Source organism: Pseudomonas sp. SIMBA_041 (genome assembly GCF_046535095.1).
Lineage (GTDB): Bacteria > Pseudomonadota > Gammaproteobacteria > Pseudomonadales > Pseudomonadaceae > Aquipseudomonas > Aquipseudomonas mucoides.
The window spans coordinates 104,387-117,263 of record NZ_JAWRXJ010000001.1; the positions used below are offsets into that span (position 1 = coordinate 104,387).

General features: G+C 58.0%; 10 protein-coding genes. 4 read left to right on the top strand and 6 right to left on the bottom strand.

What is annotated here, in order from left to right; translation table 11 throughout:
• Positions 1–35: 35 nt before the first annotated feature.
• Entirely contained in the window at positions 36–923 is an 888-nt protein-coding gene (locus SB725_RS00545; RefSeq protein ID WP_027926196.1) for a lysophospholipid acyltransferase, read from the bottom strand.
• Between the two features lie 40 nt (positions 924–963).
• On the bottom strand, positions 964–1,521 hold the full coding sequence (gene tag / locus SB725_RS00550; protein ID WP_027926197.1) for a DNA-3-methyladenine glycosylase I: 558 nt from the start codon (positions 1,519–1,521) through the stop codon (positions 964–966).
• Between the two features lie 81 nt (positions 1,522–1,602).
• Between tag and glyQ the strand changes: the two genes are divergently transcribed.
• The 4 genes from glyQ (at position 1,603) to SB725_RS00570 (ending at position 6,009) form a co-directional block, all read left to right on the top strand.
• Positions 1,603–2,556 (top strand): glycine--tRNA ligase subunit alpha, encoded by a 954-nt coding sequence (glyQ, locus tag SB725_RS00555; RefSeq protein ID WP_003213601.1) that lies wholly within the window; start codon positions 1,603–1,605, stop codon positions 2,554–2,556.
• Complete coding sequence (glyS, locus tag SB725_RS00560; RefSeq protein ID WP_027926198.1) at positions 2,553–4,607, top strand: glycine--tRNA ligase subunit beta; 2,055 nt, start codon at positions 2,553–2,555, stop codon at positions 4,605–4,607. Before glyQ ends, glyS begins: the two co-directional genes overlap by 4 nt.
• Before the next feature lie 4 nt (positions 4,608–4,611).
• Positions 4,612–5,151 carry a D-glycero-beta-D-manno-heptose 1,7-bisphosphate 7-phosphatase gene (gene gmhB / locus SB725_RS00565; protein ID WP_172825962.1) on the top strand — a complete coding sequence of 180 codons (540 nt, stop codon included), beginning with the start codon at positions 4,612–4,614 and terminating at the stop codon, positions 5,149–5,151.
• Positions 5,152–5,229: 78 nt separating this feature from the next.
• Entirely contained in the window at positions 5,230–6,009 is a 780-nt protein-coding gene (locus tag SB725_RS00570; protein ID WP_194940518.1) for a lysophospholipid acyltransferase family protein, read from the top strand.
• A gap of 298 nt (positions 6,010–6,307) precedes the next feature.
• Here SB725_RS00570 and gyrB read toward each other — a convergent pair whose 3' ends face one another.
• Genes gyrB through dnaA form a run of 4 tightly spaced genes read right to left on the bottom strand, consistent with a single transcriptional unit; the run spans position 6,308 to position 12,521 of the window.
• Positions 6,308–8,725 carry a DNA topoisomerase (ATP-hydrolyzing) subunit B gene (gene gyrB / locus SB725_RS00575; RefSeq protein ID WP_027926201.1) on the bottom strand — a complete coding sequence of 806 codons (2,418 nt, stop codon included), beginning with the start codon at positions 8,723–8,725 and terminating at the stop codon, positions 6,308–6,310.
• A 5-nt stretch (positions 8,726–8,730) separates the two neighbouring features.
• Complete coding sequence (gene recF, locus SB725_RS00580; RefSeq protein WP_008007898.1) at positions 8,731–9,834, bottom strand: DNA replication/repair protein RecF; 1,104 nt, start codon at positions 9,832–9,834, stop codon at positions 8,731–8,733.
• Positions 9,835–9,854: 20 nt separating this feature from the next.
• Entirely contained in the window at positions 9,855–10,958 is a 1,104-nt protein-coding gene (gene dnaN, locus SB725_RS00585) for a DNA polymerase III subunit beta (protein ID WP_017341709.1), read from the bottom strand.
• A gap of 39 nt (positions 10,959–10,997) precedes the next feature.
• Positions 10,998–12,521 carry a chromosomal replication initiator protein DnaA gene (dnaA, locus tag SB725_RS00590; protein WP_027926202.1) on the bottom strand — a complete coding sequence of 508 codons (1,524 nt, stop codon included), beginning with the start codon at positions 12,519–12,521 and terminating at the stop codon, positions 10,998–11,000.
• Positions 12,522–12,877: the final 356 nt, after the last annotated feature.

The window sequence follows — 12,877 nt, forward strand, 5'->3', positions numbered from 1 at the left end:
GGCCCCAGAATTATCCACAGATCATGCCAACGTACTCAATACCAGCGTTCTTCACCCGGTGGACGCTTCTTGAAGCGCTTCATGCTCCACATGTATTGGCTGGGGTACGCCCGCACATAACGCTCGACCACTTGGCTCATGGCCGCGCAGGACGTCTCGGTATCCGTGCTGTACATGGCCTCTGGCGCCGCTTCCAGGATCACTTTGTACCCCGAACCGTCCGGCAAGCGCAGGGCATGCAGGAACACGCCGACCGCTTTGCCGCCGGCGAGCATGTTCGGCACAAACTTACTGGTCAGGGCCTGGGTGGCGAAGAAGGGCACGAAGATTCCGGCGGATTCGGCCGGTTCCGGGTCAGCGGGAATGCCCACTGCACCACCTTTGCGCACTTCCTTGATGACGCTGAGGATGCCTTCCTTGGTGGAAGCGGCCACCCGGTTGCCCAATTGCACCCGCTGTTTGCGCAGCAAATCATCCACAGCCTTCAACTTCGGTGGCCGGTAGAAAATGATCGGTTTGCACTGGCTGCAATAGAAGTGGTTCAGCACTTCCCAATTGCCCAGGTGGCTGGTGATACCCACGACCCCTTTACCAGAGGCGAGGGCGTCCTTCAAGACGTCGAGGCCTTCGACTTCGCGCACCAGGTCAATGGAACGCTGGGCCGGCCAGATCCACGCGCAGGCGCTTTCGGTCAGGGACTTGCCGATGTCTTTCAGGCTCTGTCCGACCAGACGCTCACGCTCGGCCGGGTCCATCTCGGGGAAACACTTGGCGAGGTTGATCCGCACCACGTCGCGGGAACGGTTCGGGGTTTTCCACATGACCCAGCCAATCGCCGAGCCCACGGCCTGCACGGCCCGCCACGGGAGCAGGGCAAACAGCCGCAGAGCGCCTACCAGCAAGGCGCCTTTAAACTTATCCACAGGTCACTCCTGATTATGTGCTGTGCGCGAGGCGGCTATTCTAACCGCCGTTCGCCAAGGTCGCGTAGCGATCGCAATCCCGGGTGTGGTCCATGACCATGCCCGAGGCCTGCATCAGCGCGTAGCAAATGGTCGGCCCGACGAACGTGAAACCGGCCTTTTTCAGGCCTTTGCTCATCTCTACCGCCACTGGCGTGACCGCCGGGACTTCGGTGCGATCCTTGAAATGATTGATCACCGGCATGCCGCCAACGAAGGACCAGAGAAACGCCACCGGGTCCTCCAGCGCCAGCCAGGCCTGGGCATTGCGCCGGGCGGCATTGAGTTTGAGGCGGTTGCGGATGATGCCAGGATCGAGCATCAATTCATCGATTTCCGCGTCGCTCATTTGCGCCACGCGCTGTACGTCGAAGCCGAACAGCACCTCGCGATAACGCTCACGTTTACGCAAGACCGTGATCCATGAGAGGCCGGCCTGGAACCCTTCGAGCAAAAGCAACTCGAACAATCCCTGCGCATCGCGTAGCGGCGTGCCCCACTCCTGGTCGTGATAAGCCATGTACAGCGGATCTTCGGAACACCAAAAGCAGCGTGGCATAAGGCTCCAGGGGGCGTGCGCAGCAATGAATCGGGTATACTCCCGCTCTTTAAATCGCAGCCCAAGAAACAGGTGAATTTCGTGAGCCAGCCTACGCCAGCCGTGCGTACCTTCCAAGACTTGATCCTCGCGCTCCAGCAATACTGGGCCGAGCAAGGTTGTGTGGTACTTCAGCCCTACGATATGGAAGTAGGCGCCGGCACTTTCCACACTGCCACATTCCTGCGGGCCATTGGCCCGGAAACCTGGAACGCCGCTTATGTGCAGCCCAGTCGTCGCCCGACTGACGGCCGCTACGGCGAAAACCCGAACCGTCTGCAGCACTACTACCAGTTCCAGGTGGTATTGAAGCCGAACCCGGACAACTTCCAGGAACTGTACCTGGGCTCCCTCAAGCACGTCGGCCTGGACCCGTTGGTCCACGACATTCGCTTCGTCGAAGACAACTGGGAATCGCCGACCCTGGGCGCCTGGGGTCTGGGTTGGGAAGTCTGGCTCAACGGCATGGAAGTGACGCAGTTCACTTACTTCCAGCAAGCGGGCGGCATCGAATGCTACCCGGTGACCGGCGAGATCACCTACGGTCTGGAGCGTCTGGCCATGTACCTGCAAGGCGTAGACTCGGTCTACGACCTGGTCTGGGCTGACGGTCCGTTCGGCAAAGTGACCTATGGCGACGTGTTCCACCAGAACGAAGTGGAGCAGTCGACCTACAACTTCGAACACGCCAACGTCGAGAAGCTGTTCGAACTGTTCGACTTCTATGAAAGCGAAGCCAAGCGCCTGATCGAACTCGACCAGCCGCTGCCGTTGCCGAGCTACGAAATGGTGTTGAAGGCTTCCCATACCTTCAACCTGCTGGATGCGCGCCGTGCAATTTCGGTGACTGCGCGTCAGCAATACATTCTGCGTGTACGCACCCTGGCGCGTTCCGTTGCGCAAGCCTACCTGCTGGCTCGCGCCAAGCTGGGCTTCCCGATGGCGACCCCGGACCTGCGTGATGAAGTACTGGCCAAGCTGGAGGCTGCACAATGAGTGCTCTGGATTTTCTGGTTGAACTGGGCACTGAAGAACTGCCACCCAAAGCCCTGAACACCCTGGCCGAGGCGTTCCTCGCCGGTATCGACAAGGGCCTGCAAGCTGCCGGCCTGAACTACGAGACCAAAACGGTCTATGCCGCGCCGCGTCGCCTGGCCGTGCTGATCACCTCGCTGGCCACCCAGCAACCGGATCGCAGCATCAACCTCGATGGCCCGCCACGTCAGGCGGCGTTCGATGCCGAAGGCAACCCGACCCAGGCAGCACTGGGTTTTGCCAAGAAGTGCGGTGTCGAGCTGAGCGAAATCGATCAGAGCGGTCCAAAACTGCGTTACAGCCAAAGCATCGCCGGCAAGCCGACTGCGAGCCTGCTGCCGACCATCGTCGAAGATTCGCTGAACGACCTGCCGATCCCGAAACGCATGCGTTGGGGCGCTCGCAAGGAAGAATTCGTTCGTCCGACCCAGTGGCTGGTGATGCTGCTCGGTGACGAAGTCATCGATTGCACCATCCTCGCCCAGAAGGCTGGCCGTGATTCCCGTGGTCACCGCTTCCATCACCCGCAAAACGTACGCATCACCTCGCCGGCCAATTACCTCGCCGACTTGCGTGCCGCGTACGTCCTGGCCGATGCCAACGAACGTCGCGACATCATCAGCAAGCGCACCGAAGAACTGGCTACCCGCCAGGAAGGCACGGCGATTGTTCCGCCGGCGCTGCTCGACGAAGTGACCGCGCTGGTCGAATGGCCAGTGCCGCTGGTGTGCTCGTTCGAAGAGCGTTTCCTCGATGTGCCGCAAGAAGCACTGATCACCACCATGCAGGACAACCAGAAGTATTTCTGCCTGCTGGATGCCGATGGCAAGTTGCTGCCCCGTTTCATTACCGTGGCCAACATCGAAAGCAAAGATCCGCAGCAGATCATCGCCGGTAACGAGAAAGTGGTTCGCCCACGCCTGACCGACGCCGAGTTCTTCTTCAAGCAAGACAAGAAGCAGAAACTCGAAGACTTCAACCTGCGCCTGCAAAACGTGGTGTTCCAGGAAAAACTCGGCAGCGTCTACGACAAGGCCGAGCGCGTTTCCAAACTCGCTGCGTTCATCGCGCAACGCATTGGCGGCAACGCTGCATGGGCTTCCCGTGCCGGCCTGTTGTCCAAGTGCGACCTGGCGACCGAGATGGTCGGTGAGTTCCCGGAGATGCAAGGTGTCGCCGGTTACTACTACGCCCTCAACGACGGCGAGCCGGAAGAAGTCGCCCTGGCGCTGAACGAGCAGTACATGCCGCGCGGTGCCGGTGCTGAACTGCCGACCACCCTGACCGGTGCGGCCGTGGCCATCGCCGACAAGCTCGACACGCTGGTGGGTATTTTCGGTATCGGCATGCTGCCAACGGGTAGCAAAGACCCGTACGCCTTGCGCCGTGCTGCACTCGGCGTGCTGCGTATCCTGATCGACAAGAAACTCGATCTGGACCTGAACGACGCCGTGGCTTTCGCCGTGAATGCGTTCGGTGCCAAGATCAAGGCCGCCGGCCTCAACGACGCGGTGCTGGAGTTCGTCTTCGACCGTCTGCGTGCCCGTTACGAAGACGAGGGTGTAGACGTTGCGACTTACCTGTCGGTGCGTGCCCTGAAGCCGGGTTCGGCACTGGACTTCGACCAACGTGTACAAGCGGTAGAAGCTTTCCGCAAATTGCCGGAAGCCGCGGCCCTGGCTGCGGTGAACAAGCGCGTATCGAACTTGCTGAGCAAGGTCGAAGGCTCCGTTCCAACGGTGGTTGAAGCCAAGTACTTCGACAATGCCAACGAGTTTTCCCTGTATTCGGCGATCCAGCAGGCAGACCAGGCTGTCCAGCCGATGGCTGCTGCGCGTCAGTACAGCGAATCGCTGGCACGCCTGGCCGCCTTGCGCGAGCCGGTGGATGCGTTCTTCGAAGCGGTAATGGTCAACGCGGAAGATGCCAAGGTCCGCGCCAACCGTTATGCCTTGCTGGCGCGTCTGCGTGGGCTGTTCCTCGGCGTCGCTGATATTTCGCTGCTGAGCTAAGGGGCTGCTGTTGAAACTGCTGATTCTCGATCGCGACGGGGTGATCAATTACGACTCCGACGCTTACATCAAGTCGGTGGAGGAGTGGATTCCACTCCCCGGTTCGATCGAAGCCATCGCGCAGTTGAGCAAGGCCGGCTGGACGGTAGCGGTCGCTACCAACCAGTCGGGCATCGCTCGCGGCTATTACGACATCGCCACCCTGGACGCCATGCACGAGCGCTTGCGCGCGCTGGTGGCGGAGCAGGGCGGTGAAGTCGGCCTGATCGTCTATTGCCCGCACGGGCCGAACGACGGCTGCGATTGCCGCAAGCCGAAACCCGGGATGCTGAAAGCCATCGCCGAGCATTACAACGTGTCGCTGACCAATCTCTGGTTCGTCGGCGACAGCCTTGGTGACCTGGAAGCCGCCAAAGCCGTCGATTCTCAGCCAGTTTTGGTAAAGACCGGGAAAGGCGAAAAGACTTTCGGCAAGACCCTACCGGTAGGCACCTTGATTTTTGACGATCTGGCGGCGATTGCCGCAGAACTTATCCACAATTAAAGTGCTTCGATTGTTCCGATTAAGGACTGATCGGGAGTGCGCTTATAGACGGGCAGAGCCCGCACGGTAAACGTCACCATGTCGATACTGCAGGCCATCAGAACGTTCCTCTTTTATCTGTTGCTGGGCACCAGCTCTTTGCTTTGGTGCAGCCTGAGCTTTTTCATCGCGCCGTTTCTGCCGTTCAAGGCGCGATATCGCTTCATTAATGTGTACTGGTGCCGCTGCGCCTTGTGGCTGAGCAAAGTGTTCCTGGGCATCAGCTACGAAGTGAAGGGCGCCGAGAACGTGCCTGACCAGCCCTGCGTGATTCAATCGAACCACCAGAGCACCTGGGAGACGTTCTTTCTCTCTGCTTACTTCGAACCGTTGAGCCAGGTGCTCAAGCGTTCATTGCTTTATGTACCTTTCTTCGGCTGGGCCATGGCCATGCTGCGACCGATTGCCATCGACCGCGACAATCCGAAAGCCGCGCTCAAGCATGTGGCAAAGAAGGGCGATGAGCTGCTCAAGGATGGTGTCTGGGTGCTGATCTTCCCTGAGGGGACGCGCGTTCCTTTTGGCACCATCGGCAAGTTCTCACGCGGTGGCACCGCGTTGGCCGTCAACGCCGAGCTTCCTGTACTGCCGATTGCGCACAATGCGGGCAAGTTCTGGCCTAAAACTGGTTGGGCAAAGAAGCAGGGTGTCATCACCGTAATCATCGGCGAACCGATGTACGCCGTGGGCAGCGGGCCTCGCGCCATCGCCGATCTGAACGACCGGGTACAAGCCTGGAACGAGCAGATGCAACGGGAAATGGGGTCGCTGCCAGCAGCCCCGGCGGCACCGACTTCGACGGATCAAGTGGCTGTCTGAGATTCTGTGGATAACCTGTGTACCGTTTTATCGAAAAACAGCGATATCGTTTTATAAGTTAATGATTTATATACATATTTCTTAAACACATAAAACACAGGAAATGGTGCATAAGTTTTTTCGGGCGCAAAAAAACCGGCGGATATAGCCGGTTTTTTTATGCCTGAAATTTGCGGTTTTCCACACTTTGTACTATGGGAATGACGCTGGGAATTCGGCATGATTCCGTACGAATTGCAGATAATAAAAAAGGCCAACGCTGAGCGTTGGCCTTTTTTGGTTTGGCAGGTTCGCTGGATCAGAAATCCAGGTTGGAAACCGCCAGGGCGTTGCTTTCGATGAAGTCACGGCGAGGTTCGACCGCATCACCCATCAGGGTGTTGAAGATCTGGTCTGCGCCAATGGCGTCTTCGATAGTCACTTTGAGCATCCGGCGCTGTGCTGGGTCCATGGTGGTTTCCCACAGCTGATCCGGGTTCATCTCGCCCAGACCTTTGTATCGCTGGATGGTGTGACGCTTGGTGCTTTCAGCCATCAGCCATTCAAGGGCTTCCTTGAACTCGGTGACCGGCTTCTTGCGCTCGCCACGCTGGATGTACGCACCGTCGTCCAACAAGGTGCTCAGTTGAGCGCCCAGCGAAACAACCGTGCGGTAATCGTTGCTGCCGAAGAAGTCGCGGTTGAAGGTGACGTAGTTCGACAGGCCGTGGGAGATCAGTTCGACCTCTGGCAGCCAGACGTTACGTTCACGGTCTTCACGCAGGCTGGCTTTGTAGACCAGGCCAGACTTCTCGACGGTGCGCAGGCGAACTTCGTACTGAGCCAGCCAATCCTGCATCGCTGCATGATCGGACAGTTGATCCATGCTCACTGCTGGCAGGTAGATGAAGTGCTCGGTCAGCTCCTGTGGATACAGGCGCGACAGACGCTTGAGGGTCTTCATCACCAGACGGAAGTCATTCACCAGGCGCTCAAGCGCTTCACCGGAGATGCCAGGGGCTTCTTCGTTCAGGTGCAGGCTCGCGTCTTCCAGGGCCGACTGCGTCATGTACTCTTCCATGGCGTCGTCGTCTTTGATGTATTGCTCTTGCTTGCCTTTCTTGACCTTGTACAGCGGCGGCTGAGCGATGTAGATGTAGCCACGCTCGATCAGCTCCGGCAACTGACGGAAGAAGAAGGTCAGCAGCAGGGTACGGATGTGCGAACCGTCGACGTCAGCATCGGTCATGATGATGATGTTGTGATAACGCAGCTTGTCGATGTTGTACTCGTCGCGGCCGATGCCACAGCCCAGCGCGGTGATCAAGGTGCCTACTTCTTGCGAAGAGATCATCTTGTCGAAACGCGCCTTCTCGACGTTCAGGATCTTGCCCTTCAGCGGCAGGATAGCCTGGGTGCGGCGGTTACGTCCCTGCTTGGCGGAGCCGCCAGCAGAGTCACCTTCCACAAGGTACAGTTCGGACAGGGCAGGGTCTTTTTCCTGGCAGTCAGCCAGTTTGCCCGGCAGGCCGGCGATATCCAGCGCGCCTTTACGACGGGTCATTTCACGGGCTTTACGCGCCGCTTCACGCGCACGAGCCGCGTCGATCATCTTGCCGACGACCAGTTTGGCTTCGTTCGGGTTTTCCAGCAGGAAGTCGGAGAAGTACTTGCCCATTTCCTGTTCGACCGCGGTCTTCACTTCGGAAGAAACCAGCTTGTCTTTGGTCTGGGAGCTGAACTTCGGATCCGGTACTTTCACCGAAATAATCGCGGTCAGGCCTTCACGGGCATCGTCACCGGTGGTCGCGACTTTATGCTTCTTCGCCAGACCTTCAGCTTCGATGTAGGTGTTCAGGTTACGCGTCAGTGCGGAACGGAAACCCACCAGGTGAGTACCGCCATCGCGCTGTGGAATGTTGTTGGTGAAGCACAACAGGTTCTCGTTAAAGCTGTCGTTCCACTGCAGGGCGATTTCAACGCCGATGCCGTCTTCACGCTGGATGTTGAAGTGGAACACCTGGTTGACCGCAGTCTTGTTGGTGTTCAGGTATTCAACGAACGCACGCAGGCCGCCTTCGTACTTGAACAGCTCTTCCTTGCCGCTGCGCTCATCCTTGAGGACGATGCCGACACCGGAGTTGAGAAATGACAGTTCACGAATCCGCTTGGCCAGGATATCCCAGCTGAAGTGGATGTTCTTGAAGGTTTCAGCCGATGGCTTGAAGTGGATCTGGGTGCCCGTGGTTTCGCTCTCGCCAACGATTTTCATCGGCTCTTGCGGAACACCGTGGACGTAAGTCTGTTCCCAGATCTTGCCGCTGCGGCGAACGGTCAGGATCAGTTCTTTGGACAGTGCGTTCACTACCGACACACCTACACCGTGCAGACCGCCGGATACTTTGTAGGAGTTGTCGTCGAACTTACCGCCGGCGTGCAGCACGGTCATGATGACCTCGGCTGCCGAAACGCCTTCTTCTTTGTGCACGTCTACCGGGATGCCACGGCCGTTGTCGCGAACGGTGATGGACTCATCCGGGTGAATGATGATGCTGATGTCGTCGCAGTGGCCGGCGAGAGCTTCGTCGATCGAGTTATCGACCACTTCGAACACCATGTGGTGCAGACCGCTGCCATCGTCGGTGTCACCAATGTACATACCGGGACGTTTGCGTACGGCATCCAGGCCTTTCAGCACTTTAATGCTCGTTGAGTCGTACGTATTTTCTTCGCTCAATGCCTTCACTCCCGATGGTCGTGGGTCTGGGTGATACGGCCCTGTTCCACGTGGAACAAAGCGACTGGCGTTTCCGTCTGCCAGCCTTCCCTCAATAATTCGTGATCTACACAGGTGATAAAGACCTGGCAGCGTAAGTCTTCCAGCAAGCGGCAAAGCGCGCGTCGGTGGTGCTCGTCCAATTCGGACGGCAAGTCATCCACCAGATAAATACACTGTCCGCGTCGGGCCTGGCTCACCAAGTGCCCTTGGGCAATCCGCAATGCACAGACCACCAATTTCTGCTGACCCCGGGACAAGATGTCCGCGGCATTATGTGCGCCCAGTCTGAGACGCAAATCAGCGCGTTGTGGTCCGGCCTGGGTGTGACCCATTTGCTGGTCCCGTTGAAGGGACCCAGCGAGTACGGCACTCAGTTCGCGGTCTTTGTCCCAGCCTCGGTAATAGCTGAGGGTCAAGCCTTCAAGCTCGACCAGTTCGCTCAAGGTCTGTTCAAAGACTGGTTTCAAGGCTTTGATGTAAGCGCGGCGGTATTCATCGATTTCAGCGCTGGCCTGGCACAGTTCCCTGTCCCAAACCGCTTGCGAAACGGCGTCAAGTGTACCATGTCGCAGCCAAGAGTTTCTCTGGCGCAGCGCCTTCTGCAAGCGCTGCCAGGTGGACATGAATCGCGGTTCCACATGGAATACGCCCCAGTCGAGAAACTGTCGGCGAATCTTCGGCGCGCCTTCAAGCAAGCGGAAACTGTCAGGGTTGATCAGCTGGAGTGGCAGGATCTCCGCCAGTTGCGCCGCGCTTCGGGCGTTCTGGCCATCGATGCGGATCTGAAATTCGCCCTGACGGTCGCGTGAAATACCTAACGCGCTGTGTCCACCCTCAGCCAATTCAACCTGGCCAAACACCGTACACGCCAATTGCTCGTACTGGATGACCGGCAACAGACGGCTGCTACGAAACGAACGGGCAAGCCCCAGCAGATGAATGGCTTCCAGAACACTGGTTTTGCCGCTGCCGTTGGCGCCGTAAAGAATGTTGATTCGGGGGGAGGGGGAGAAGGTCACCGGGTGCAAATTGCGCACCGCGGTGACCGAGACGCGACTTAGCGACATCTAGCTTCTGCTGAACATGATTACAGGCGCATCGGCATGACAACGTAAGCCGAGTCGTCGTTGTCGGATTCCTGCACCAGCGCACTGCTGTTGGAATCGGACAGGATCAGGCGAACTTGCTCAGTGGTCATCACGCCCAGTACGTCGAGCAGATAGCTGACGTTGAAGCCGATTTCGAGATTGCCGCCGTTGTATTCAACGCCCACTTCTTCTTCCGCTTCTTCCTGCTCCGGGTTGTTCGCCTGGATTTTCAGCTGACCGTTAGCCAGTTGCAGACGGATGCCACGGTACTTCTCGTTGGACAGAATCGCAGTACGGCTGAAAGCTTCACGCAGCGCCTGACGGTCGCCGAGTACCAGCTTGTCTCCGCCTTTTGGCAGAACACGCTCGTAATCCGGGAATTTGCCGTCGACCAGTTTCGAGGTGAAGGTGAACTCGCCGGTGGTCGCGCGGATGTGGTGCTGACCCAGGACGATGCTGACGATGCCGTCCGGTTCGGTCAGCAGGCGTGCCAGCTCAAGGATACCCTTGCGCGGAACGATGACCTGATGGCGATCCGGCTGACCGATATCGGCCTGCATCGAACACATGGCCAGACGGTGACCGTCGGTGGCAACAGCACGGATGATCCCGGCCGAAACTTCAAGCAGCATACCGTTCAGGTAATAACGAACGTCCTGCTGGGCCATGGCGAAGCTGGTACGTTCGATCAGACGACGCAGTTTGCTTTGTTCCAGGCTGCAGGTCAGCGAGCCCGGGCCTTCTTCCACTGTCGGGAAATCATTGGCCGGCAGGGTCGACAGCGTGAAGCGGCTACGACCAGCCTTGACCACCAGCTTCTGCTCATCGACCTTGATGTCGATCAGCGCATCGTTCGGCAGGCTCTTGCAGATGTCCATCAGCTTGCGCGCAGGCACGGTGATGGAACCTGGGTCTGCCGGCTCTTCAAGTTGCACACGACCGACCAGCTCGACTTCCAGGTCAGTACCGGTCAGCGACAATTGCTGGCCTTCGACAACCAGCAGCACGTTGGAGAGCACCGGCAAGGTCTGTCGGCGCTCAACGACGCCTGCGACCAGTTGCAGGGGTTTCAACAGGGCTTCGCGTTGAATGGTGAAATGCATGGTCTAGTCCCTTGCCTTAATAAGCTGCGCTGGTGTTCATCAAGTGGTCAGTGTACGCAGCAGGTTCTTGTAGTCCTCGCGGATGTCCGCGTCGGATTCCTTAAGCTCGTTGATCTTGCGACAGGCGTGCAAAACAGTCGTGTGGTCGCGGCCGCCAAACACATCGCCGATTTCCGGCAGGCTGTGGTTAGTCAACTCTTTGGACAATGCCATTGCAACCTGACGCGGACGTGCGACCGAGCGTGAACGACGCTTGGACAGCAAGTCGGAGATCTTGATCTTGTAGTACTCGGCGACCGTGCGCTGAATGTTATCCACAGAGACCAGTTTGTCTTGCAGCGCCAACAAGTCTTTCAGGGATTCGCGAATCAGCTCGATGGTGATGTCGCGTCCCATGAAGTGCGAGTGGGCGATCACGCGTTTCAGCGCGCCTTCCAGCTCACGGACGTTGGAGCGAATACGCTGGGCAATGAAGAACGCCGCGTCATGTGGCAGATCGACTTTGGCCTGGTCGGCCTTTTTCATCAAGATCGCCACGCGGGTTTCCAGCTCCGGCGGTTCGACGGCAACCGTCAGGCCCCAGCCAAAGCGGGATTTCAAACGCTCTTCAAGGCCTTCGATTTCTTTCGGGTAACGGTCACTGGTGAGAATGACCTGCTGGCCACCTTCAAGCAGGGCGTTGAAGGTGTGGAAAAACTCTTCCTGCGAACGTTCCTTGCGGGCGAAGAATTGAATGTCATCGATGAGCAACGCATCCACCGAACGGTAGAAACGCTTGAACTCGTTGATGGCATTCAGTTGCAGCGCCTTGACCATGTCGGCCACGAAACGCTCCGAATGCAGGTAAACGACCTTGGCATTCGGGTTCTTCTTTAATAGGTGATTACCCACAGCGTGCATCAAGTGGGTTTTACCCAAGCCGACGCCACCATAAAGGAAAAGCGGGTTGTAACCGTGCTTGGGATTGTCTGCCACCTGCCAGGCCGCGGCCCGGGCCAGTTGGTTCGACTTACCTTCGACGAAGTTTTCGAAGGTGAAGGTGCGGTTCAGGTAACTGGTGTGCTTGAGCGCGCCTTCGACCTGCACCGTGCGTTGCTCGGAGCGAACCGGAGCTTGCTGCGAACTGGCGCCGGCCATCGGGTCGAAGCTGTCACGAGACGGCTCTTCATTGATCTCGGCCACTTTTTGCGTCGCACGCTTGGTCGGTGCGTTGGCAATCGATGCTGGCGCCGGAGCGCTGACAGGTGCTTGAGCAGCTTGAGCCTGAGATGCAGCGGCAGCCAACGGCGCGTTAGGCGCAGCTCGCGGTGTCGAACTGCGTTTGCTGCCTATTAATAAGGACAGCACCGGCGCCATGCCGTTGCCATGCTCATCCAGCAGTTCAAGAACACGGCCCAGGTACTTTTCGTTGACCCAGTCGAGAACAAAGCGATTCGGTGCGTAGACACGCAACTCGTCGCCTTCGGCTTCGACCTGTAGTGGACGGATCCAAGTGTTGAATTGTTGGGCAGGCAGCTCTTCGCGCAAAAGCTCCACGCACTGCTGCCAAAGTTCCACTGACACGGATATCCCCTAAGTTGAAAGCCGGTGAGGCAAAAACAAGCGGCCATTGTAACGACCAGACGCCGACTTATCCACACGAGGTGGAGCACTGACCGAGAAGAATCAACGTTTTATACGCAAAAAAGACGACCAGCGGTCTGTGCATAAGCTCTGTGGATAACCGGGTCTAAGGTCGTTGCACAAGTGGGGGGGAAACTCGGTGGATAACCAGCCTGTGGATAACAAGCTGTTTCACACACAGGTTATCCGACAGCGCAGCACAGGCTGCCCCCTGTTTTCCACGGTAGTTGTCATTCTCTGTACAGCCCGTAGTAGAAGGTCTTAAGGCACTTATCCACAGATGACCGCCTGCCTAG

Excerpts from the sequence above, each read along its gene's own strand:
- tag (WP_027926197.1), bottom strand. The coding sequence starts at position 1,521 with ATGCCACGCTGCTTTTGGTGTTCCGAAGATCCGCTGTACATGGCTTAT.
- glyS (WP_027926198.1), top strand. The coding sequence starts at position 2,553 with ATGAGTGCTCTGGATTTTCTGGTTGAACTGGGCACTGAAGAACTGCCA.
- SB725_RS00570 (WP_194940518.1), top strand. The coding sequence starts at position 5,230 with ATGTCGATACTGCAGGCCATCAGAACGTTCCTCTTTTATCTGTTGCTG.
- recF (WP_008007898.1), bottom strand. The coding sequence starts at position 9,834 with ATGTCGCTAAGTCGCGTCTCGGTCACCGCGGTGCGCAATTTGCACCCG.
- dnaN (WP_017341709.1), bottom strand. The coding sequence starts at position 10,958 with ATGCATTTCACCATTCAACGCGAAGCCCTGTTGAAACCCCTGCAACTG.